At 40.5% G+C, this 23,679-nt stretch carries 26 protein-coding genes; 15 read left to right on the forward strand and 11 right to left on the reverse strand.

Annotation, left to right across the window (positions count from 1 at the left end; all coding sequences use genetic code 11):
* Positions 1-29: 29 nt before the first annotated feature.
* The 4 genes from I6J03_RS12665 to cysM all read left to right on the forward strand — a co-directional run bounded on the left by I6J03_RS12665 (position 30) and on the right by cysM (position 2,955).
* On the forward strand, positions 30-827 hold the full coding sequence (locus tag I6J03_RS12665; protein WP_003011543.1) for a HipA family kinase: 798 nt from the start codon (positions 30-32) through the stop codon (positions 825-827).
* Positions 811-1,188 (forward strand): DUF3037 domain-containing protein, encoded by a 378-nt coding sequence (locus tag I6J03_RS12670; protein WP_003011544.1) that lies wholly within the window; start codon positions 811-813, stop codon positions 1,186-1,188. Before I6J03_RS12665 ends, I6J03_RS12670 begins: the two co-directional genes overlap by 17 nt.
* 64 nt (positions 1,189-1,252) lie before the next feature.
* Entirely contained in the window at positions 1,253-2,080 is an 828-nt protein-coding gene (locus I6J03_RS12675; RefSeq protein ID WP_003011546.1) for a serine O-acetyltransferase, read from the forward strand.
* Between the two features lie 2 nt (positions 2,081-2,082).
* Entirely contained in the window at positions 2,083-2,955 is an 873-nt protein-coding gene (gene cysM / locus I6J03_RS12680; RefSeq protein WP_003011547.1) for a cysteine synthase CysM, read from the forward strand.
* A gap of 55 nt (positions 2,956-3,010) precedes the next feature.
* Here cysM and I6J03_RS12685 read toward each other — a convergent pair whose 3' ends face one another.
* From I6J03_RS12685 to I6J03_RS12700, 4 genes are all read right to left on the reverse strand, one after another.
* Positions 3,011-3,700 carry a hypothetical protein gene (locus I6J03_RS12685; RefSeq protein ID WP_003011549.1) on the reverse strand — a complete coding sequence of 230 codons (690 nt, stop codon included), beginning with the start codon at positions 3,698-3,700 and terminating at the stop codon, positions 3,011-3,013.
* Positions 3,701-3,788: 88 nt separating this feature from the next.
* Entirely contained in the window at positions 3,789-4,079 is a 291-nt protein-coding gene (locus I6J03_RS12690; protein WP_003011551.1) for a hypothetical protein, read from the reverse strand.
* Positions 4,080-4,161: 82 nt separating this feature from the next.
* Positions 4,162-4,341, reverse strand: coding sequence for a hypothetical protein (locus tag I6J03_RS12695; protein ID WP_002992655.1), 180 nt, complete (start codon positions 4,339-4,341; stop codon positions 4,162-4,164).
* Positions 4,342-4,465: 124 nt separating this feature from the next.
* Positions 4,466-6,604: a S46 family peptidase gene (locus I6J03_RS12700; RefSeq protein WP_003011553.1), complete on the reverse strand. Its 2,139-nt coding sequence runs from the start codon at positions 6,602-6,604 to the stop codon at positions 4,466-4,468.
* 217 nt (positions 6,605-6,821) lie between these two features.
* Here I6J03_RS12700 and I6J03_RS12705 point away from each other — a divergent pair, with 217 nt between their 5' ends.
* From I6J03_RS12705 to I6J03_RS12720, 4 genes are read left to right on the forward strand one after another with little or no spacing between them, the layout of a single operon-like run.
* Positions 6,822-8,174 (forward strand): DEAD/DEAH box helicase, encoded by a 1,353-nt coding sequence (locus I6J03_RS12705; protein WP_003011557.1) that lies wholly within the window; start codon positions 6,822-6,824, stop codon positions 8,172-8,174.
* Positions 8,174-8,416: a hypothetical protein gene (locus tag I6J03_RS12710; RefSeq protein ID WP_002992664.1), complete on the forward strand. Its 243-nt coding sequence runs from the start codon at positions 8,174-8,176 to the stop codon at positions 8,414-8,416. The genes I6J03_RS12705 and I6J03_RS12710 overlap by 1 nt, the downstream gene beginning before the upstream one ends.
* Before the next feature lie 5 nt (positions 8,417-8,421).
* Entirely contained in the window at positions 8,422-8,772 is a 351-nt protein-coding gene (gene gldC, locus I6J03_RS12715) for a gliding motility protein GldC (protein WP_002992666.1), read from the forward strand.
* A gap of 15 nt (positions 8,773-8,787) precedes the next feature.
* Positions 8,788-9,201: an EVE domain-containing protein gene (locus I6J03_RS12720; protein ID WP_003011559.1), complete on the forward strand. Its 414-nt coding sequence runs from the start codon at positions 8,788-8,790 to the stop codon at positions 9,199-9,201.
* A gap of 125 nt (positions 9,202-9,326) precedes the next feature.
* On the opposite strand, the gene I6J03_RS12725 is transcribed toward I6J03_RS12720, so the two are convergent.
* The 7 genes from I6J03_RS12725 to I6J03_RS12755 form a co-directional block, all read right to left on the reverse strand.
* Complete coding sequence (locus I6J03_RS12725; protein WP_003011560.1) at positions 9,327-9,854, reverse strand: acyl-CoA thioesterase; 528 nt, start codon at positions 9,852-9,854, stop codon at positions 9,327-9,329.
* A 10-nt stretch (positions 9,855-9,864) separates the two neighbouring features.
* Entirely contained in the window at positions 9,865-10,791 is a 927-nt protein-coding gene (locus I6J03_RS12730) for an SDR family oxidoreductase (protein WP_003011562.1), read from the reverse strand.
* A gap of 8 nt (positions 10,792-10,799) precedes the next feature.
* Positions 10,800-11,759, reverse strand: a complete 960-nt coding sequence (locus I6J03_RS12735) for a M20/M25/M40 family metallo-hydrolase (RefSeq protein ID WP_003011563.1) — start codon at positions 11,757-11,759, stop codon at positions 10,800-10,802.
* A gap of 154 nt (positions 11,760-11,913) precedes the next feature.
* Positions 11,914-12,564: a lipoprotein signal peptidase gene (locus tag I6J03_RS12740; RefSeq protein WP_039990497.1), complete on the reverse strand. Its 651-nt coding sequence runs from the start codon at positions 12,562-12,564 to the stop codon at positions 11,914-11,916.
* 54 nt (positions 12,565-12,618) lie between these two features.
* A complete protein-coding gene (locus I6J03_RS12745) occupies positions 12,619-13,005 on the reverse strand; it encodes a TraR/DksA family transcriptional regulator (protein WP_002992681.1) in 387 nt (128 codons plus the stop codon).
* Between the two features lie 3 nt (positions 13,006-13,008).
* The gene (gene ileS / locus I6J03_RS12750) at positions 13,009-16,464 is read right to left on the reverse strand and encodes an isoleucine--tRNA ligase (protein ID WP_003011570.1); all 3,456 of its coding nucleotides are present in this window, start codon (positions 16,462-16,464) and stop codon (positions 13,009-13,011) included.
* 222 nt (positions 16,465-16,686) lie between these two features.
* Positions 16,687-17,040 carry a HesB/IscA family protein gene (locus tag I6J03_RS12755; RefSeq protein WP_003011572.1) on the reverse strand — a complete coding sequence of 118 codons (354 nt, stop codon included), beginning with the start codon at positions 17,038-17,040 and terminating at the stop codon, positions 16,687-16,689.
* Between the two features lie 98 nt (positions 17,041-17,138).
* On the opposite strand from I6J03_RS12755, the gene I6J03_RS12760 reads away from it, so the two are divergent.
* The 7 genes from I6J03_RS12760 to I6J03_RS12790 all read left to right on the forward strand — a co-directional run bounded on the left by I6J03_RS12760 (position 17,139) and on the right by I6J03_RS12790 (position 23,679).
* Entirely contained in the window at positions 17,139-17,675 is a 537-nt protein-coding gene (locus tag I6J03_RS12760) for a DUF7935 family protein (protein WP_201693720.1), read from the forward strand.
* Between the two features lie 178 nt (positions 17,676-17,853).
* Positions 17,854-19,125: a serine hydroxymethyltransferase gene (gene glyA / locus I6J03_RS12765; protein ID WP_003011577.1), complete on the forward strand. Its 1,272-nt coding sequence runs from the start codon at positions 17,854-17,856 to the stop codon at positions 19,123-19,125.
* A 253-nt stretch (positions 19,126-19,378) separates the two neighbouring features.
* Complete coding sequence (locus I6J03_RS12770) at positions 19,379-19,972, forward strand: RNA polymerase sigma factor (protein ID WP_002992691.1); 594 nt, start codon at positions 19,379-19,381, stop codon at positions 19,970-19,972.
* 272 nt (positions 19,973-20,244) lie between these two features.
* Positions 20,245-20,937 carry a zinc metallopeptidase gene (locus tag I6J03_RS12775; RefSeq protein ID WP_039990526.1) on the forward strand — a complete coding sequence of 231 codons (693 nt, stop codon included), beginning with the start codon at positions 20,245-20,247 and terminating at the stop codon, positions 20,935-20,937.
* A gap of 185 nt (positions 20,938-21,122) precedes the next feature.
* A complete protein-coding gene (gene ffh, locus I6J03_RS12780; protein WP_003011580.1) occupies positions 21,123-22,460 on the forward strand; it encodes a signal recognition particle protein in 1,338 nt (445 codons plus the stop codon).
* Positions 22,461-22,582: 122 nt separating this feature from the next.
* Complete coding sequence (locus I6J03_RS12785) at positions 22,583-23,179, forward strand: NADH-quinone oxidoreductase subunit A (RefSeq protein ID WP_002992696.1); 597 nt, start codon at positions 22,583-22,585, stop codon at positions 23,177-23,179.
* Positions 23,176-23,679 carry an NADH-quinone oxidoreductase subunit B gene (locus I6J03_RS12790; protein ID WP_003011582.1) on the forward strand — a complete coding sequence of 168 codons (504 nt, stop codon included), beginning with the start codon at positions 23,176-23,178 and terminating at the stop codon, positions 23,677-23,679. The genes I6J03_RS12785 and I6J03_RS12790 overlap by 4 nt, the downstream gene beginning before the upstream one ends.

The following is a 23,679-nucleotide window of genomic DNA, read 5'->3' on the forward strand; positions in this document are numbered from 1 at the left end:
CAGGCTGTTAATGACATAAGTGATTGCAGATGAATATTAAAGAATTGGATATCCGTGAAGTGAATATTATCCGGTATGTGCAACCTTTTCGGGAAGGTGGATCTCTACCGGCTCTTGTAGATGCAGATGACGGATTTAGTTATGTTATCAAGTTCAGAGGTGCGGGGCAGGGGCGTAAGGCTCTGATTGCCGAATTGATAGGGGGTGAACTGGCAAGGGTACTGGGGCTTCGGGTTCCTGAAATTGTCTTTGCCGAGCTGGATGATTCTTTTGGACGTACAGAGCCTGATGAAGAGATTCAGGATCTGCTTAAATTCAGTGTCGGTAAGAATCTAGGTTTACATTTTCTGAACGGAGCTATTACTTTTGATGCGAATGTGGATCATATTGGTGCTGAAGAAGCCTCAAAAATCGTTTGGCTTGATGCGTTGCTGATGAATGTAGACCGTACAGTAAAAAATACGAATATGTTGATCTGGCACAAAGAGTTGTGGCTGATTGATCATGGTGCCTCCCTGTATTTTCATCATAGCTGGGACAATTGGGAGGAGCAGTCCGTCAAACCTTTTGTGCAGATTAAAGATCATGTATTGCTACAATATGCCACAGAGGTAAAGAAGACAGATGAGATCTACAAACCTCTGTTTACAGAGGAAATCATCCGGAAAGTGTTATCAGTTGTACCGGATGAATGGCTGGAAGATGAAGTAAGAGAATTGAGTGCGGAGGATGCCCGATCAGTCTACATTCAGTTTTTATGTAACAGACTGGTGCATTCGGGATTGTTTGTTAATCAAATTATAGAAGCACGTGAAGAACGTATTTGAATATGCTGTAGTGCGACTCGTACCGAGAGTGGAGAGAGAAGAGTTTATTAATGTCGGTGTGATATTGTATTGTAAGAAGATGCGCTATTCCGGATTTTTGTGGCAATTGAATGACGATAAATGCAGTGTATTGTGCGGAGATTTGGATGTTGCCATGATTCGTCAGCATTTGCATTCATTTGAACAGATCTGTAATGGTTCAAGCGATGGGGGTAAACTGGCTGAATTAGATCAGGCGGAACGTTTTCGTTGGCTGACCGCCCGACGAAGTACACTTATACAGTGCTCGCCTGTACATCCGGGCTTAACTGAGAATCCTGCGGATACACTTCAGGACCTTTTTGAAAAACTAGTAATCTGAGACAGGAATTCAACTACCTACCATTCGTAATGGGAAATAGCTGACTTGCTCAAAAAAATAAAATATGTCTGCTGATAAAAATATGGAAAGCTTCTATGACCATTTGTATGCAAAGCAACTGGAAGTACAGGATATGCCTTCTAATAAACGAATAGCCCAATGGGCCATGAATCTTTTGCATCTGCTTTTTCCGGAGCGGAACTCCAATAGTTACCAGTCTGTAGAAGAGATCAGAGTTGCTTTTCAGCAATCCGAAAACGAGCTTTTTGACCTTTTGATCCGAACAAAGGCTTGTTCGCAATGTGATAATCAGGAGATTTCACGTGTGTTTTTTACCTGTTTGCCCGGGCTCTATGAAATTATGCTGACCGATGCACGATCTATAGTAGCCGGAGATCCTGCGGCGAAGAGTATTCGTGAGGTGATACGTACATACCCCGGATTTATGGCGATCAGTGTATTCCGGTTAGCCAACCAGCTTCATAAGCAAGGGGTGCCTCTGATCCCACGGATTCTTACGGAGTATGCACATTCCAAGACTGGGATAGATATTCATCCGGGTGCAACGATCGGACAGTATCTGTATATCGATCATGGTACGGGATTGGTAATCGGTGAGACCAGTGTGATAGGAGATCATGTCAAACTGTATCAAGGCGTTACTCTGGGCGCTTTAAGTGTGGAAAAAAATATGGCTAATCTGAAACGTCATCCGACCATAGAAGATCATGTGATCATATATTCCGGAGCAACGATTCTGGGTGGTGAGACCGTTATCGGGCATCATTCCATCATCGGAGGCAATGTGTGGCTGACTTCCAGTATAGATCCATACACTACCGTCTACCATCAGGCTAATTCTAAATTTGTTGACGCTAAACCACTTACATAATTATGGGAAATATAATAGATACCATAGGAAATACACCGTTAGTCGAGATTACCAAGTTTCATAACAATCCAAAGGTGAAAATCTATGCTAAAATGGAAGGAAATAATCCGGCCGGATCTGTGAAAGACAGGGCTGCGCTGAATATGATCCGCTCGGCTTTGGAACGGGGTGAGATTACGAAGGAATCCAAGCTTATAGAAGCAACAAGTGGTAATACTGGTATTGCATTGGCTATGATTGCAGGTATGTATGGCTTAAGTCTGGAATTGGTGATGCCGAGTACTTCTACTCGTGAACGAACACTCACAATGGAAGCTTTTGGAGCTAAAGTGACACTTCTGGAATCTATGGAGATTTGCAGGGATTATGCGGAGGATAAAGCGGCTTCAGGTGAATATTTTATTCTTAATCAATTTGCGAATCCGGATAATTATAAAGCACATATCAAGACAACCGGACCTGAGATCTGGCGAGATACAGAAGGAAAGATTACCCATTTTGTGAGTGCGATGGGAACGACGGGCACTATTATGGGAAACTCAATGTTTCTGAAAGAGAAAAATGTGGATATCCAGATTGTCGGTTGTCAGCCTACGGAGGAATCTTCTATTCCCGGTATTCGCAGATGGCCTCAGGAGTATCTGCCTAAAATATTTGATGCTTCCCGTGTGGACAGGGTCATTGATATTTCACAGGCTGAATCTACACAGATGTCCCGTGAACTCGTGAAAAGGGAAGGTATATTTGCGGGAATGAGTACAGGAGGTGCTTTTGCTGCAGCACTCAAGGTTGCAAATGAACTTGAGGAAGGTGTAATTGTATTTATTGCCTGTGATCGCGGAGACCGGTATCTGAGCTCTGACTTGTTCGGATAAAATAAATAATATTGTATCAAAAAGCGCTGTCCGGTAAACGAACAGCGCTTTTGGTTTATTCTGTTTCTCTGCTCCAGATCTCAAAGATCGGATCACCCTTTGAGCTTTTACCGCTGTGATGCCAGTCATTACCTTTTATTTCTCCCTGGAAGCTGAGTGTGGCCCCCACGCGTCTATTATCCCTTGAGAAGAACAGGAGTTTTTCTGTGTATTGGTTATCCCGGAAAGAGTAGTTGCCACCTCCGGTACCGTAGAATCCTTTTTGAGCAGGATTGATAGCAATCCACTGAAAATAACCATCTACCAATATTTTAATGGTTTTGCGGTCCCCTCTTTTAATGCTGTTGATGTTTTCTCCTTCTTTTCTGCCTGTGATTCTCCATAAACCATCCAGATTTTGGGGTTTTCCGACCGCTTTTGTATAGGTTTGCTCATTCAGCGTCAACGTATTTCCGGTCATTTTTGATTTGAATAGCTGCTTACTACCCACTTTGTCAGAATCCTGAGAATTAAATTCTACCGCTACTTGTATTCCCTTGCTATCAGCCTGAATGGGCCCTCCCCATGTGTAAACAAAATTATTTTCACTGAATTGAGTATAGGTACAATACTGATCTTTAAATAACCAGAGCTCCGTAGTGCCATCCTTTGTTGAAAGATAAGCCCCTTCTAACGATGGTTGCTGAGCAGAAACAGGAGAAAGGCTACATAGCGCAATGATAAGTGTAAAAAGCAAAGTTCTCATGACGTATAGTTATTGGTTATCCATTAATATACGAATGAAGCTATGCTTTTGTTTGCCGGAAGAGAAGGGAATGAAGAATCTGAGCTTGCTATCTGCCGCCGTACAGATCGAACAAATGCTCCCATTCTGCTGAAAGAGATGAGGAAAAAACAGGTTGTTTTGCTCTGTTATACCAGTAATTGGCATTCCATTGATCTCCTTCTTTGCGGTGTAGATAAGCATGTATATGTGCGGATACCGTATCGTGTAACTGATCTATAAGATCATGGGCGGTCTGCCAATCCCCTTTAGCATCATACCATAACGACTGAAGATGAACTGAAAAATCTGCTGGTGGTACAGGATGCAACAGAGACGCATCAAATGTAGAACGTTCCATAGAATTAAAGTAGACAAACTCGTTTAAAATAAAAAATCCTTACCCGTAAAGGATAAGGATTTTCTATCTCCGAAAATTGAAATTATTTTCCGTCGTTTTTCTTAGCAGTAACTTCGTTACGGATGTCTTGTGCTAAAGTTTTGATTTCTTGTAAACCTTTACGTACACGCGTACCTGCAGCAGCGTTTCCGTTGTTGAAAAATTTGTCCGCATCTGCTTCGATTGAAGCTACCAGCTCTTTTAATTTAGTGTAGTTTTCCATTTTTAATTAATATAATTATAGTTTTCTTTAATTAATCCTCAAACGATGTTATAAATATACAAAAAGCAATGAAAGCATAAATATTTTTTCATCTTTTTTTGCTGAAAAAGTTATTTAACAGCAGTTATTCTACAATTTTCAGTTCTTCAATGATATTTGTAGCTCCTGCAAACTTATCAATGATAAATAATACATAACGGATATCTACAGATATTGTACGTTGTAGTTTTGGATCGAAGATCACATCTCCGGCCATTGCTTCAATGTTACCATCAAAAGCCAGGCCAATTAATTCACCGTTGCCGTTAATTACAGGAGATCCTGAATTTCCTCCGGTAATGTCGTTGTTGCTCAGGAAATTAACAGGCATGTATCCTTTCTTGTCTGCATAACGACCAAAGTCTTTTGTATTGTACAGATCAATCAGACGCTGCGGAAGGTCGAATTCTTCGTCTCCTTTTTTGTACTTCGCAATCGTTCCTTTTAACGTTGTATAGTAATTTTCCGCTGCATCATTTTTTGCATTTGGAGGGAGTGCCATTATCGAACCATATGTTAAACGTAAAGTACTGTTCGCATCAGGATAATATTTTCCTTTTGGGTTTGATTCCAGTACTCCGGCGATGTATTTACGGTGCGCGGCCTGGAATTTTCCTTCTGCTTCTTCCTGACCTGGCAATACTTCGCGGTATTTGGTCATTAAAGCTGAAGAAATAAGGAACAACGGATCTTGTGCAACGGCTGCAGCATCAGGGTTGGCAAGAAAGGCATTTACTTTTTCAGATGAAGCGAAGATGCTTGTGGCAAAGGCCTGTTCTATATCCTTACTGAAATCTCCGCCATTTTTGCTTGCTAATGTAGCAATGTAAGGAGCAATAGCGCCACCTTTCTTAGCATACAGATTAAGTTCTTGTGTCAATACTTCTATCTCCAAAGGCTGATACAGTTTTTCATATGAGTCCTGAACGAAAGCATTTAGCTTAGGAAGCATCTCTGCTCTTTTTGCTTCATTTTCTTTTGCATATTGAGCAAGACCTCCACCCAGATTTGCCGGAAGTGCAGCGAAAGTTGAAGAACGGATCATACCGGTAAGGTAATTGTCGTGTCTTGCTTTTTCATTAGTAGCTGCGTAATAATCGTTGATGGTTTTGATAACATCCCCATACTTAGCCTTATTAGCTGCTTTGTTAGCCCATTTATTGAATTTAGCTTCTTCTACTGCTTTTGTAGCTGCTGTCTTATGGAAGGTCAGTGCATCGATCATACCCTGACGGTTTTTCCAGTAGTTGGCTACACCCGAGTATTTGGAAGCATAGTTGATTTTTACTTCCTGATCCCGATCCATGTATTTTTTCATGGCATCCAGACCTGTTTTTGAAGATTCCACCCATGCCGGATAAGCAAATTTTACATTTTGCTCAATACCTGCTGAAGGCATCCATCTGTTTGTACGGCCCGGATATCCCAGAATCATTGCAAAGTCGTTATCCTTAAAACCTTTCAGACTGACAGGAAGAAAGTGTTTTGGTTTCAACGGAACATTCTCTTTGGAATACTGTGCAGGGTTACCGTCTTTGTCTCCGTAGACACGGAAGATAGAAAAATCCCCGGTATGGCGTGGCCATTCCCAGTTATCTGTATCACCACCGAATTTACCTATGCTGTTAGGAGGCGTACCTACCAGACGAACATCTGTATAATCCTGATAAACGAAGTAGTAATACTCATTTCCATTGTAGAAAGATCTTACAGATACTACATATTTACCACCTTCGCTGTTTTCTGTCTGGATTTTTGCAATTTCCTGATTAATAATTTTCTCACGTTCCTTTTCGGTCATTTTATCATTTACAAGACCAAGAATACGCTTTGATACATCATCCATGCGTACGAAAAAGCGTACAAATAAAGATTTAGGCTTTAATTCTTCCGCTTTTGTTTTAGCCCAGAATCCGTTTGTTAAGTGATCATTTTCTGGTGTAGACAGCTCCGCGATAGCACCGTAACCACAGTGGTGATTGGTAAATACCAGACCTTGATTAGACACGATCTCTGCTGTACATCCTCCGTTGAATTGTACGATCGCATCCTTAAGACTGGAATTGTTAATGCTGTAAATTTCTTCAGCTGTTAATTTTAAGCCTTTTTTCTGCATATCTGCCATATTCAGGCGTTTGATGTGCATTAAAAACCACATCCCCTCGTCGGCAAATGAGCTTAGACTTACTGCAAATAGCAGTACGAAAATCCATAATTTTTTCATATCAACCTTTTAAGTTCTTTTATATCTAGGACAAAGTTGCTTTAAAATAGGTGTAAATCAAAATCTGAGGGTTGCATAATCGGAAAAAGATGAGTTTTATCGTACGTCTCAAATCATTGTCCGCAGCCTGCGTCAGTGCTTTATTGTGCAGTACCTCCGGCCAAATCTGATGGTAATGTGACCTTTTCATATAAATGCTTTTCGCTATCTTTGCCAGATGCAAAACTCTTTTGAAGATTTCAAGTTCAATAAACAGATCCTCAATGCTATCTCAGAAGCTGGTTATTCCGTTCCGACGGAGATACAGCAGAAGGCCATTACCCCTGTCCTGGCAGGGCAGGATATCATGGGGATAGCGCAGACGGGAACGGGGAAAACAGCCGCGTTCGTCTTGCCTATGTTGATGAAGCTGAAATATGCGCAAGGTAAGGATATGCGTGCGCTTATCTTATCGCCTACACGGGAGTTGGCGATGCAGATCGAAGAACATATACAGTTGTTTTCAAAATATCTTGATCTGCGTACAGTCGTGCTTTACGGCGGCTTAGGACCTAAAACGCAAATTGAAAACCTGGAAAAGGGGGTAGATATTATTGTGGCTACACCGGGAAGGTTTTTAGATCTTTATCTGGAAGGGCATATCAATGTCAAGTCACTGAAATTTCTGGTCATGGACGAGGCCGATAAAATGATGGATATGGGGTTTATCTCCAAGATCCACCGTATATTGGAAGTCGTACCCCGGAAAAGACAAAATCTGTTGTTTTCAGCAACTATGAGTGAACTTGTCCGCAAAATTGCAGGAGATTTTCTGGCCTTTCCTACAGTAATTGAAGTTACAGAACAGGCTACTCCGGCTAAGACAGTACAGCAGGCTGTCTATAAGGTGCCTAATCAAAAAACAAAGCTCAATCTCTTACAACATCTTCTGAAGGATGATGAATCTTTTCACCGTCTTATTGTATTCTGTAAAACAAAGACTGTAGCAGATAATGTATTCCACTTTCTGGAACGAAAATATGGTACAGAGCAGGTGAGAGTGATTCATGCCAACAAGGGACAGAATACGCGTATCAATTCGATCAATGCATTCAAAGAAGGTAATATCAGGATTCTGGTTGCTACGGATGTAGCGGCACGTGGGCTGGATGTTTCTAATGTCAGTCATGTGATCAATTTTGAGGTGCCTATAGTTATTGAAGATTATGTGCATCGCATAGGACGTACAGGCCGTGCATTTAATGAAGGAGACGCTATTACGTTCAGTAATCCTGCGGAAGAATATTATGTTCGGAAGATCGAAAAACTTATTCGTCAATCGATTCCGGTTCTTGAAATTCCGGAAGGAGTTTTTGTCGAAAAAACAGGTTTTGAAGAACGTCAGGCTATAGCTCGTGAAATTGATAATCAGAAGAAAAAAGATGATCCTGATTTCAAAGGCGCTTTCCATGAGAAAAAATATATGCTCAATGGTGGCGGAAAACCTAAGCCTGTCAAGAAAGCAGGAGCAAAGAAGACGACAGCAACAGGAAAAAAGAAAAAAGGAAAGGCTTTCAAGCCTAGTAAATAATGGGACTGAAACTTACACCGTTAAATATCACGCTGGCCTGTATTCTGGTTTGGTTTTTTAGTGAACTGGGACATCCGGAGACAGCAATGATCTCCATTCCCTGGTTAGGGGTACTGGTGGTAGTATTGGCTGTTGTGGACCTTTTATTCCGGGTGTGGATAAAGGATCTGAAACGTGTGTGGATGTTTGAAATAGGATTTATTTTGGTGGTAGGTATTGTCACCGTATTGATAAGAATATAAAGAGTATGAAAAAGGCAGAAATTAAATTACAGATAGAATTAGACGAGCAAAATGTCCCTGAGACTATTCACTGGACATCCAGTGATGGCGAGTCTTCAGACGAACTTCCTGCAAAGGCCATGTTTTTGGCATTATGGGATGCGCAATATAAAAACTCCATGCGTATTGATCTTTGGACCAAGGATATGCCATATGACGAAATGAAACGTTTCTTTTATGAGACATTGCAGACTTTGGGCGATACGTTTATCCGTTCGGCTGGTGGTGATCCTATGGCTGATAAAGTGATTGGTGATCTTCGTGATTATTGCGCACATTTTGCAGAGAAAATGGAAGTTCTGGAACAACAACAATAGTTAGATATTTAGTATATGAATTACTTTTTAGTAAAGTCTGAGCCTTTCAAATACAGCTGGGAGCAGTTTAATAAAGACGGGCAGACCTTTTGGGACGGAGTGCGTAATTATCAGGCCCGAAATAATATAAAAGCAATGAAGGAAGGTGATCTGGTACTTTTCTATCATAGCAATGAAGGTAAAGAAGTAGTCGGTATCGCTAAAGTAGTAAAAGAATTTTATCAGGATCCTACGACAGAAGATGAACGTTGGGTGGTGGTAGATCTTGCTCCGGTGGAGACGTTTAAAAATCCCGTGACACTGGAACAGATTAAAAGTGATACACTGCTTCAGGATGTCGCATTAGTACGTCAGGGAAGGCTTTCGGTTATGCCGTTGAAGCCGGAAGAATTTGACAGAATAGTAGAGCTTGGTAATCAGGATATTTAGTAGCATGATGGGAGGATTGTCTTCTCTGTCGCTTAATATAAATTTCCACCCACAGGTCTTCTGACTTTTATAAGCTATAGATATGAGTATATATCATTATTGAATACTCATATCTATAGTAAGATTTAATCCTTCTGTTCGAGCATCTTTAACAGCTTCTTGATCCCTGTAGCATGCTGGGGTTTAATTTTTCCCGCAAGTATAAGCCTGAGTTCCCGACGCTGCAAAGCTTCATCATATAGTTTCTGTTCTTTTTCTGTTTCCGGAATCAGCTCAGGTATAGGCTGAGGTTGAGTATTCTCGTCGACAGCAACAAATGTATAATAAGCCTCATTCGATTTTACTTTTGTACCCAATGGCAGATTCTGCGCAAATACTTCCATCCGCACTTCCAGAGACGTATTAAAAGCGCGTGTCACCTGAGCTTCTATTGTTAATACTTCTCCCAGTTTGATAGATCTTTTGAAAGATACATTGTCCACAGACACGGTGACCACAGGGCTATTCGCATGTTTCTGAGCTGCCATAGCAGAGCAGATATCCATCCAGTAGAGCAGACGCCCTCCCATCAGATTATTAAATGTATTGGTATCATTGGGCAGAACAAGCTCGTTCATCACCATGTAAGATTCCTTTGCAGTTTTTGATTTCATATGTTTTTACTTAACCATTCAATGGTCTGAATGTTTTGAATTGCTGGTCAATCAGATGCAGACTTTTTCTAAAAGGAGTAGGCTGGTAGTCTAAAAGACGCTTTGCTTTTGACAGGTCAAATCCGGTTTTGCAGGGTCTGTTTTCTGTTTGTCCTATCGTAGCGGCTGATATCTCGCTGATATATGTACGGTCAAAATTCCAGAAATCAGCTATTGTGTATACGGCCTCTGCAATGCTCATCATTTCTTCACCGGAGATATGAAAGATACCTGTTTGTTGCTTTTCGATAGCGGATTTGCAAGCTCTTGCCAGATCATCCACAAATGTAGGCATTCGCCACTGGTCATTGACCACCTTTATCGCTTCTTGTTTACTGAGTTTATCTTTGGCCCATAATACCAGATTAGATCTTTTCTCATCGGCAATAATCCCGTATACCAGAATAGTACGAAGTACAGCATACTTACATTGAGTCAGCGCAAGAGCGTTTTCCGAATCGACCTTACTTCTACCGTACGCACTTAAGGGATTCGTCGGATCATCCTCTTTATAAGGACCGTTTTTTCCATCAAATACGAAGTCAGTGGACAGATGCACCAGATAGCTATTGTTCAGTGCGGCATACCTTCCCAGTTGTGCTACAACATCAATATTCAGGCGCTGGCATAATTCGGGTTGTTCTTCACAGGCCTCTACACTTGTTAATGCTGCTGTGTGGATGATAGATGCCGGCTTATAGTGTTGCAGTATATTATTTAACGATTCTGTATCCAGAATGTCCAGCTGTCTAAAAGTATAGTCGGCTTGATTGGGATTTCGGTTCTCTCCTTTAGAAGTAGCAATGACTTCATACCGGGAATCTGCAGATAAGAGATCTGTCAGTTTTTGTCCTAAAAAGCCGTTCGATCCTGTGATCAGTACTGTGCTCTTGCTCATCTGCTGGATTAATTGGTAAACTGAAAATCTAATTTTTGTTGCTGTTTCATGATATTATCTATAACCATAAGTTCCAGTTCGATAATACCTTTTAAAGACAGATAATCGATTTTGTCAGCATCATCTGTCGGCATATGATAGTCAGGGTGTCCTCCGGTGTGAAAGAATAGTACCGGAATATCTTTTTTGTAGAAAGAAGTCTGATCTGATCCGCCATTGCCGTCGTGACCTGTATAATATTTGATAGCGGGTTTGATTCCTTCAAATATTTCCGGCCATTTTTTGCTTGTGCCATATCCGATTACAGCCACTCCCTGCTGCGGATTATAGCGCCCTATCATATCCATATTCAGCATAGCCGTGATCTGATCTAACGGCAGGGTAGGGTTTTCTGTAAAATATCTGGAGCCGACGAGTCCTAACTCTTCCGCCCCGAAAGCTATAAACAGGAGGTTGTAATTTTCTTTTATATTATTTGTGCTGTAATGACGAGCCATTTCCAGCAGAGCTGCTGTACCTGAGGCATTGTCGTCAGCACCATTGTGGATTTTTCCTACGCCCAAAGAATCCTTTGAGCTTCCCTGATGTCCGGTACCGAGATGGTCATAATGTGCGCCTATTACTACTGTATATGGCGCTCCGTTATCTATAAATCCAATGATATTGTCTGCCTGTCGGATACTGTCCGGCACCACTACACGGCGTACCTTTGCTGTAAATGTCTGGCGGTAGCCTTTTTCTCCTTTCGGGGTCAGTCCGTACTTCCTGAATTGTTTTTCAATATAATCAGCAGCCTTTTTCACTTCTTTACTCCCTGTACCTCGTCCTTTCATTTTGTCTGAAGCCAGAAAATAAATGTGTTTCTTCAATATACTTTGATCGATTTCTTGTGCATAGCCCGTTTTCATTCCCAGTTGTAACAGGAAAAAAATAAAAACAGCCGTTAGGGTTAGATGACGTTTTAACATAGCGCAAAGATAGGAATGTTAGCGGATTGAAGGAGAATAAAGGATTGCTTTAACAGAACTGTTGCAATTCTTTTACCTGATAAGGATAAATATTCAGGACAATTAAGGGGTATCAAATTATCCTGAATATTCATGAATTATGTTTCAGAGGATTTTAGTCTTCCAGCATTTCGCTGTGGACACTTGATTTTTCCTCGTGTTCTACTTTGAAGTATCTTTTCTGGAACAAGAGTATTAACACCACACCTACTGATATAGCTGAGTCAGCTATATTAAAGATAGGACGGAAGAATAAGAATTCTTCTCCTCCCCATATCGGAAACCAGGTAGGGAAGTGCCCGCTGATCAGCGGGAAATAAAGCATGTCTACAACTTTTCCATGGAAGATGGTTTCGTAACCGCCCCCTGCAGGGAATAATGTTGCCGTATTATACCAGGAGCTTTCGCTAAAGATCATTCCGTAGAAAGTGGAATCGATGATATTACCGGTAGCTCCGGCCAGTATCAGCGCCACATTCATAATAAACCCTCTGTTGTATTTGTGCTTGATCATGTAATGAAGTCCGTATCCGATACCGGCTACAGCTATGATTCTGAACAGTGTCAGAAATAACTTGCCTGCTTCACCACCGAATTCCATACCATAGGCCATTCCATTGTTTTCAATAAAATGTATTTGAAAGTATTCTCCCAGAATCTTGTAACTCTGACCAATGGTCATGTTGAGCTTGACCCAGAACTTGGAGATCTGATCTATCAGCAGAATAATAACAATAAGAAGAATGGGTTTGGTATAGCCTTTCATATATGTCAAAAAGTGGATCAGGCTATTCGCCGGATCCACTTAGGGTTTTTTTAATTAATATTGTTTGTTTTTTGCTTCAATACTTAGCGTGGTATGAGGAACAGCTTTCAGTCTTTCTTTCTGAATCAATTTTCCTGTTTCACGGCATATACCATAAGTCTTGTTTTCAATACGTACCAATGCTGCTTCCAGATTGTCAATAAATTTCTTCTGTCTGGCCGCTAACTGATTGGTCTGTTCTTTTTCTAAAGTGGCAGAACCATCTTCTAATGTTTTATACGTACCAGCCGTATCATCAGTACCATTTGCGTTGCTGTTGTTTAGTGATTTTGTTAACGAAGAAAGTTCTTCCTTAGCAACACGCAATTTTTCTAAAATAATGCTTTTGAACTCTTGCAGTTCTACATCGCTGTAGCGAGTTTTTTCTGTGTTATCTGCCATAATTTAAACTTTTACGATTAATACTGTTAGTTCTTTTTCGTCAATTTCTATTTTGTCTCCTGATGTAAGAGTTTCTTCAAAATCCAGTGTATCTGCCAGAATTTCAGCGCAAATATACGATAAATTTTCTGTGGCTGCAGCAGTTATTTCCGCATCTGAAGTTAAGGTTACTTTAATTCTGTCTGTCACTTCCAGTCCTTTGTCTTTTCTCAGATTCTGAAGTCTGTTAATCAGTTCACGGGATAACCCTTCTTTTTTCAATGCTTCCGTGATATGTACATCCAATGCAACAGTTAATTTACCCAGATTAGCCACTTGCCATCCTTCCACATCTTCGGCAATGATTTCCACATCTTCCGTCGTAATGGTATAAGGAGTATCTGCTAATGCAATTGATCCTTCTTTTTCCAGTGCACTTATAAGTTCGGGAGTCAGATTATTAATTGCCGTTGTTACTAACTTCATATCCTTACCAACTTTCGAGCCAAGAGCTTTGAAATTGGGTTTTATTTTTTTCTTAATAATACCGGTTGTGTCTGTGATAAACTCGATATCTTTTATATTCGTCTCAGAAAGAATAAGATCCTTTACTTTTTCGACTTTTTCCTGAAACGCATTATCCAGTGCCGGAACAAGTATTTTATTCAGCGGCTGGCGTACATTAATACCTGTTTTCTTTCTTAACGATAAGGTCAATGATGAGATATCCTGTGCAAGAGCCATTCTCTCTTCCAGATCCCGATCTACCAAATGATCGTGGTATTCCGGGAAATTAGCCAGATGTACAGACTCAACGGTTTCTTTTTTCGTTACTTCATTCAGATCCAGAAATAAACGATCTGAGAAGAACGGAGAGATCGGAGACATCAGTTTGGCTATCGTATTCAGACAGGTGTACAGCGTCTGATAAGCCGATATTTTGTCTTCAGAATATTCACCCTTCCAGAAGCGTCTGCGACAAAGACGTACATACCAGTTGCTTAAGTGCTCATCCACAAAATTCTGAATTGCACGGGCAGCCTTTGTAGGTTCGTAGTCCGCCAGATATTCGTCTACTTCTTTCGTCAGGCTGTTTAACAGTGAAATAATCCAGCGATCTATTTCGGGACGGTTTTCAATTGCAATATCTGGTTCTGCGTATGCAAATTTGTCAATATTTGCATACAAAGCGAAGAACGCATAGGTATTATACAATGTTCCGAAGAATTTACGGCGTACTTCATCCAGTCCTTCAGTGTTGAATTTAAGGTTATCCCACGGAGCGGCATTACTGATCATATACCAACGCGTAGCATCAGCACTGTAATGGTCGATTGTCGCAAAAGGATCTACCCCGTTACCGAGACGCTTGGACATTTTATTGCCGTTTTTGTCCAGTACCAGTCCATTAGAAACTACATTCCTGAAGGCCACGGATTTACGCAGCATTGTAGAAATAGCATGAAGGGTAAAAAACCATCCACGGGTCTGATCAACACCCTCTGCAATGAAATCTGCAGGGAATGCGGATTCAAAGCCCTCTTTGAACGGGTATTCTTCACCACGAGCCAGCTTGTCGTGATCCAGTCCCCATTGTGCATAAGGCATTGCTCCGGAATCAAACCATACATCGATCAGATCGGGTTCGCGGAACAACTTCTGACCGCCATCAGATACCAATACGATATCATCTACATAAGGACGGTGTAAGTCCAGCGTTTCGGTACCGAACTTATCCAGATAAGCTTTATTTTTTGCTTTTTCATCTTCCGATAGCACTGCTGAAGTCAACGATGCTTCCAGTAGTGATCTTAACTCCGGAAGTGAACCTATGCAGATTTCTTCGTTCTCATCTTCAGATCTCCAGATCGGAAGAGGTGTACCCCAGTAACGTGAACGGGAAAGATTCCAGTCAACCAGGTTTTCCAGCCAGTTACCAAATCGTCCTGATCCGGTTGCTTCAGGTTTCCAGTTGATCGTTTTATTTAATGATACCAGATCTTCTTTTACGGCAGTAGTACGGATAAACCAGCTATCCAGTGGATAGTACAAAACAGGTTTGTCTGTACGCCAGCAATGCGGATAGGTGTGCTCATATTTTTTTACATCAAATGCCTTGTTGTCCTCTTTCAGTTTGATGGCGATCAATACATCTGTAGGTCTGAAGTCTTTGTCTGCACGTACTGCATCCGAATAATATTCTTCTTTTACAAAACGTCCTGCAAAGTCAGTGATCTCTTTTACAAAACGACCTGTTCTGTCTACTGTAGGAACTTCCTTGCCATTTTCATCTTTTACCAGAATGCCGGGTACATCATTCTCTTTGGCGACTCTAAAGTCATCCGCACCGTAGGTAGGAGCAGCGTGTACGATACCTGTACCGTCTTCCGTTGTTACAAAATCGCCCGGAATGACACGGAAAGCTTTTTCCTGTAATTCTTCACTTGTGATGTAAGGCAGTAATTGTTCATAGCGTAAGCCTACCAGTTCTTCGCCGTTAAACTCTGCTGCAATTTCCCATGGAATGATTTTATCCCCTAATTTGTAATCCTGAAAGGAGGCATCTTTACCTTCAGCTTTAAAGTGTTTGGCAATCAGGTCTTTGGCCAGAATTACCGATACCGGGCTTCCTGTGTATTGGTTGAACGTTTTTATTTTGACATAAGAGATTTTCTTGCCAACTACAAGAGCCGTATTGGATGGCAACGTCCATGGTGTAGTAGTCCAGGCAATAAATGCCACATCTTCTACAGCATCTTCCACCAGTTTTTCCATTGCCGGGTGGATCTGATCTTTGATCAGTCTGAATTCAGCAACGATTGTGGTGTCTTTTACATCTTTGTATGTTCCCGGCTGATTCAGTTCGTGAGAACTAAGTCCCGTTCCTGCAGCAGGTGAATAGGGTTGTATCGTATATCCTTTATATAAAAGTCCTTTTTTATACAGTTCCTTCAACAGATACCACAGCGTCTCAATGTATTCATTTTCATAAGTGATATATGGATTTTCAAGATCTACCCAATATCCCATTTTAATCGTAAGATCATTCCATACATCAGTGTATTTCATGACTTCTTTACGACAAGCCGCATTGTATTCTTCTACAGATATTTTTTTACCAATATCTTCTTTTGTGATACCTAATGTTTTTTCGACAGCCAGTTCTATAGGAAGTCCATGGGTATCCCATCCTCCCTTACGTTTGACCTGATAACCTTTCAGGGTTTTATAGCGGCAGAAAATATCTTTGATAGAGCGAGCCATGGCATGGTGAATTCCGGGCATACCATTTGCAGACGGAGGTCCTTCATAAAAAGTATATGGTTTACTCGCTGGACGGTTACTAATACTTTTTTCAAAGATATTTTCACGTTCCCATCGTTCTAATATTTCTTTGCCGATCTCAGGCAAATTGAGCTGCTTATATTCCTTGTACATCAGTAATTTGTCTTCTGTTTTTAAGGTTGCAAATTTACGCATTTTTAATGAAAGGTGCTAAGTTTAGATGAATATCCATGAAAAAACAAATTATTAATAAAAACAAGGTGTTTTGCTGCGTTAAGCTAATCAGATAATTGATAATATTGCTTGATAAACAGGGTTTTAAATCCTTTTATTTTTTGATAGACTGCGATGATATAAACGAATAGCGCCCTGAATTTAAAAGTTCAGGGCGCTGTTTATTTTATGTAAAATTACTTTTTATGCAGAAAATGAACTTCCACATCCGCAGGTACTGGTTGCATTGGGGTTGTTAAACGTAAATCCTCTTGCATCCAGACCATTTCTGAAATCTACTTCCATACCAGCCAGATATAAGCCGTGAGCTTTATTCATAAAAATACGGATCCCCTCGATCTCGTATTCAATATCTCCTTCTTTTTTTTGGTCAAAACCTAATATATAGCTCATGCCTGAGCATCCACCGCCTTCGACACCAACACGTAAACCGAAGTCTTCCGAAATCTCTTGTTGGTCTCTTAACTTCTTTAATTCCTTAACAGCACCTTCTGTCAGGGTAAGCGGAGCTTTCTCAACAATATTCTCTGTACTCATCGTTATTTATTTTAAAGTCAACTAAACAAAAATACATATTTTTAGCCAGTTTTGTGATGGAACACAATTTTTGACACTTTGTAAACATTATAGGGAATATGGATTATATTGAATTTTTTAAGAATTTATTTTTAATTGCTTTTGGCGTTTGCGCAGGATTAATCCTTGCATTCAGGCTTGTGTGGCCCAGGATAGAAGCTCTGATTATTAAAACAAAAATGCTGGATAAGAAAATGTCGGAGCAAAAGGGGAGTACAGGAGGAGAAAGAGAACAGTTAAAAGCCGGAGCATATGAAAGGTTGCTGTTGTTTACAAGCAGAATAGAACCCCGTAACTTAATCGCCCGTCATCTGGAGGATAATCAGCATGTGCGAACTTTGCAATTACGATTGATCCAGGAAGTGGAAAATGAATTTCAATATAATTTTACACAGCAGCTGTATGTTTCTGCAGATGCGTGGGAAGCTGTCAGACTGCTGAAAGAAAATACTGTGATTCTGTTGAATGATGCGATGAAAGATCATACAGATACTCAGGAAGTATATGCGGAAGAGGTCTTGAAATTTCTGAGTACTTTGCGTCCTGATCCTTACCAGACTACCCAATTGATTCTCAGGCAGGAAGCTAACCAATAAAACAGAGCCTTGCCGCTATTGGAGAAAATTCGTTAAAAGATGATTTTATGCCAAAATCAAAATTATTTTGAGGATTGATTGAAATAAATAAAATCTTGACACTGAATATTTTTAAGTATTGTACTATATTTGCATTTTCAATCTAAAAGTATAATAATTCACTATTTAAAAGAATAAAATGGAAAGAGATCAGGCCATATTTAATCTTATCAACGACGAGTTGAAGCGTCAGGAAGAGGGCATTGAATTAATTGCATCGGAAAACTTTGTTTCGAAGCAAGTTATGGAAGCGGCAGGTTCAGTATTGACCAACAAGTATGCAGAAGGCCTTCCGGGCAAAAGATACTATGGCGGATGCGAAGTCGTTGACGAAATTGAAACGATTGCCATCGATCGCGCAAAGCAATTGTTTGGTGCTGAATGGGTAAATGTTCAACCACATTCTGGAGCACAGGCGAATGCTGCGGTTTTCCTTGCTATTTTGAAACCGGGAGATAAGATTTTAGGTTTTGATCTTTCTCACGGCGGACACCTTACTCACGGTTCTCCTGCAAACTTTTCAGGTAAATTGTATGAGCCTGTATTCTACGGTGTAGAAAAAGAAACAGGACTTATCGATTACAAACAGTTAGAAGAAACAGCACGTCGCGAAAAACCAAAAGTAATTATCTGTGGTGCTTCAGCGTATTCACGTGACTGGGATTATGCACGTATTCGTAGCGTAGCGGATGAGATCGGAGCACTGGTTGTTGCTGATATCTCTCACCCTGCAGGATTGATCGCGCGTGGTTTGTTAAATGATCCGCTTCCTCATTGTCATATCGTTACTACTACTACCCACAAAACACTTCGCGGACCACGTGGAGGAATGATTATGGTAGGGAAAGATTTCGAAAATCCCTGGGGAATCAAGACTCCGAAAGGAGAAATCCGTACGATTACCCAATTATTAGATCTGGCTGTATTCCCGGGTACACAGGGTGGACCATTAGAGCATACTATCGCTGCAAAAGCTATTGCTTACGGAGAAGCATTATCTGATGATTATATGAACTACATCGTGCAGGTGAAGAAAAATGCTGCAGCCCTTGCTCAGTTTTTCGTAGAAAGAGATTACAATATTATTTCAGGTGGTACGGACAACCATTTAATGTTGGTTGATCTTCGTAATAAAGATATTTCAGGTAAAGAGGCTGAAGCTGTATTAGGTAAAGCCGGAATCACAACAAATAAAAACATGGTTCCTTTTGATACTCGTTCACCTTTCGTCACTTCAGGTGTACGTTTTGGTACTGCTGCTATCACTACCCGGGGAATCAAGGAAACAGAAATTCTTCAGATCGGTGAATTGATCGACAGCGCGATCAACAACCATGCGAACGATGCTGAACTGGATAAAATCCACAGCAAAGTGAGAGAAATGATGGCTGAATTTCCGCTTTACAAATAAGAAATAGCGATACACGAATGAAAGAGGCATTGTAATACGTTACAATGCCTCTTTTGCTAAAATACAAGTGTAAAGCAAATGTGAAGAAATGTTAAAAAACAGTTCTTAAATTTGAATAACCAATTATTTTCTTTTGATTTGAAGTATCAAACAGAACAAAAAACTAAAATAAAATCGCCTATAGGGAAAATTTACTCTTAAAATTCAGTGCTTATTAATAGAATGCTAACTGTTAAATGTTGGGGAAAACGTTATGAAACTATTAAATAAAAAGAAGAGTGATCAAGAGTTAATTCATGCTTATATAGGTGGTGATGAATCGGGTTTGGAAGTTTTGCTGGACCGTTATAAATCAAAAATCTATACTTCTATTTATCTTCAGGTTAAGGATGAACATCTTGCAGAAGATATCTTTCAGGAAACCTTTATCAAGGTAATCAATACATTAAAGGCTGGTCGCTATAATGACGAGGGTAAGTTTTTACCCTGGGTTATGCGTATTGCGCACAATATGGTAATCGACCATTTCAGACGCGAAAAGAGAGCTCCTTCTGTTGTAAATGCAGATGGTTTCGATATTTTCGAAGTGCTTCAGTTTGCAGATGATAATGCAGAGTCCAGGATGGTGAAAAATCAACGTGATATCGACTTGCGTAAAATTATACAACTGTTGCCTGACGATCAGAAAGAGGTGCTGATTATGCGTCATTTCTGTGAGATGAGTTTTAAAGAGATTGCAGATATTACTGAAGTTAGTATCAATACGGCTTTAGGACGTATGCGCTACGCATTGAGCAATCTCAGACGAATGATTGAAGAACATAATATGATTCTTCAGACTGGATAAGAATGTATTTCAGATATTAGTATTATTAAATATTTAATGATCAAGGTCCGTCCGGTTGATAATTCTGCCGGACGATTTTTTTACGTATCCTTTTATTTTCATCATTTTCGGAATGGGACAAGATGAACATTCGTCATGTGTAACTCACAAGTAAGAGTTCTTTTTGAGACATTCTGTCATTTTTGTATCTTAGGGGTTGCAAAAGTTCCGATCTGTAAGGATTGGAATATGATTTGATAAGATTTAGATATAAACAGAAAAACAGAAAAGATATGTATATAATATTATTTGTGGGCATCATGATTGTAAGTTTTGTTGTCCAGTGGAGATTTAAGAATAAGTTTAAGCAGTATTCGGAGACACCTTTATCCAGCGGGCTTTCCGGAAAAGAGATAGCACAAAAGATGTTAAATGATAATGGTATTTATGATGTGCAGGTGATATCTGTGGACGGACAGCTGACTGACCATTATAATCCACAGAACAAAACTGTAAACCTCAGCCCTGAAGTGTACGAGGGTAGAAGTGTGGCTGCGGCAGCTGTTGCTGCCCATGAGTGCGGTCACGCCGTTCAGCATGCTACGGCTTATTCATGGCTGCAGTTCAGATCGGCGATGGTGCCGGTAGTGGGATTTGCATCTAAACTGACTTCCTGGATTCTGATGGCGGGTGTTATTATGTTTGCCATATCTAAGGGAGGTAACTACTGGTTGCTTGCAATTGGTGTAGGTGCTTTGGCTATTACGACAGTATTTAGTTTTATCACTCTTCCAGTTGAGTTTGATGCTTCTAACCGTGCACTGGTCTGGTTGAATACCGCTGGTATTACGCATAGCAGGGAAGAACATGACGGAGCAAAAGATGCACTGAAGTGGGCTGCAATGACTTACGTAGTTGCTGCATTATCTGCATTAGTCACGTTACTTTATTATGCGTCCATTCTGATGGGGGGACGAAGAGACTAAACTCCTTCATCGTTGTTTAATATTCAAAAGGCAAATTACTATCATTTGCCTTTTTGTTTTCAAAACAGACAAGGGTTGATTGATACAGAGCTGGCCGAGGCAAATCTTTACGTGTAAAGTATGTTATTCATTTCAAGGCAATTTTGTAACTTTGTCCCTTATCAAGAAAAAGACTTTCAATTATCATGTTTCAGAATCTTCAGGATAAACTAGATAGAGCCTTTAAAGTATTAAAAGGTCAGGGTAATATTACAGAAATCAACGTCGCGGAGACAATGAAGGAAATCCGTAAGGCCTTACTGGATGCGGATGTTAACTATAAAACAGCTAAGAGTTTTACAGATGATGTAAAACAGAAAGCGCTTGGTCAGAATGTACTGACCAGTATTTCTCCGGGTCAGTTGCTGACCAAAATCATGAATGATGAGCTGACCGAACTTATGGGCGGTGCAGTTACGGAATTGGATATATCAAAAAATCCGACCGTTATCCTTATTGCTGGTCTTAACGGGGCAGGTAAAACTACCTTTTCAGGAAAGCTTGCCAATTATCTGAAAGATAAAAAAGGAAAAAAACCTTTGTTGGTTGCAGGTGACGTATATCGTCCTGCAGCGATTGACCAGTTGGAAGTGTTGGGTGGTCAGGTAGGTGTTCCTGTATTTGTGAATCGTGAATCTAATGATCCTATTGCTATTGCTCAGGCCGGTGTGGAAGAGGCAAAACGTAACGGTCATAATGTAGTGATCATCGATACGGCGGGACGTCTGGCTATTGATGAAGCACTGATGGTTGAAATTACTGCTGTAAAAGAAGCGACCAAACCTCAGGAGATCTTGTTTGTAGTGGATTCGATGACGGGACAGGACGCTGTGAATACGGCTAAGGCATTCAATGATCGTCTGGATTTTACAGGTGTGGTGCTGACTAAGTTAGACGGTGATACCCGCGGTGGTGCGGCTTTATCTATTAAATCTGTTGTCAATAAGCCTATCAAGTTTATCGGTACAGGGGAGAAGATGGAAGCATTGGATGTCTTTTATCCGGATCGTATGGCTTCCCGTATTCTGGGGATGGGTGACGTTGTATCTTTGGTAGAACGTGCTCAACAGCAATTTGATGAGAAACAGGCAGCCGAACTTCAGAAAAAGATTCGTAAGAATAAATTTGATTTCAATGACTTTAAATCCCAGATTCAACAGATCAAGAAAATGGGTAATATGAAAGATCTGATGGGCATGATTCCGGGAGTAGGTAAGGCGCTGAAAGATGTAGAGGTAGATGATAATGCATTCAAGCCTATTGAAGCGATTATTGACTCTATGACTCCGTTTGAGCGTGAAAATCCGGATGCTATTGATCAGAAACGTCGTATTCGTATTGCCAAAGGATCCGGAACAGACATTAATGAAGTCAATAAACTGATGAAACAGTTTGGGGATATGCGTAAAGTAATGAAGCAGATGTCTAATCCGGCTATGGCTGCTAAAATGATGCGTAATATGCCTAAAATGCCGGGCAGATAGTTGATATAACAACGGACACGTTTTTTAACGTCATAAAAAGCGAGAGTATAAAATTACAGGAAATAAGCAAAGTCTGTCAGACTTTGCTTATTTTAGTAATAAAAAAATGCTAATTTTGTGTTATGGATGATCCCGCGCAGTTATCAGAATACGGCAAGATCCTTATCATTGCTTTGGTAGGAATCCTGTTGGTATGTGCGACCATATTTCTTGCGAAATTAATTTCCCCTAAAAAGCCTAATCCCGAAAAATTGAGTACATACGAATGTGGTGAGGAATCTCAGGGAACCGCCTGGATTCAGTTTAATCCGCGTTTTTATGTTATCGCCTTAGTATTTTTATTGTTTGATGTCGAATTGATCTTTGTATTCCCCTGGGCCACTGTGTTCGGTCAGAGTGAATTTATCAATGCTGACCTGCGTTGGGGATGGTTTACTATGGTCGAAATGGCAATGTTCCTTGGGATTTTAGTTTTAGGATTAGTATATGTTTGGCGTAAAGGAGATCTGGATTGGGTGAAACCCACGCATGTGACACCATCCGTACAGGTGAATATTCCCGCGGGAGCTTATGAAGCATTAAATAATAAGACGTACGCTGTCCGTGATTATAAAGCGACAGCAGAAACTGCAGATGAGACATCCGATCAACCTAAGGTAGAAAGCAAACCGAAAATCGGGTTCAGACCTGCATTTAAAAAACCGGGAGCATCATCATGAGCATAGAAAATCAATTACAGAATAACGGTGTAGTAGTCGCGAAGCTGGATGACCTGCTTAATTGGGCCAGACTGTCATCTATGTGGCCTGTCAGTTTTGGTATTGCCTGCTGTGCAATTGAGATGATGGGGGCAATGGCCTCAACGTACGATCTGGATAGACTGGGTGTATTTCCAAGGCCTTCTCCGCGTCAATCGGATGTTATGATCATCGCAGGTACAGTTACTTTCAAAATGGCTGATCGTATCCGTAAGCTCTATGAGCAGATGCCTGAACCTAAATATGTAATTTCGATGGGTTCATGTTCTAATTGCGGAGGTCCTTACTGGCAACATGGATATCATGTGGTAAAAGGAGTGGACAGGATCATTCCGGTGGATGTATATGTACAAGGCTGTCCTCCACGTCCGGAAGCATTAATTGGTGCATTTTTAGAATTACAAAAGAAAATAGAAAAAGAAAGTATTTTAGGTGAAACCTTTTTTCATGCTAACGTATAA

Source organism: Sphingobacterium spiritivorum, from assembly GCF_016724845.1.
Classification (GTDB): Bacteria; Bacteroidota; Bacteroidia; order Sphingobacteriales; family Sphingobacteriaceae; genus Sphingobacterium; species Sphingobacterium spiritivorum_A.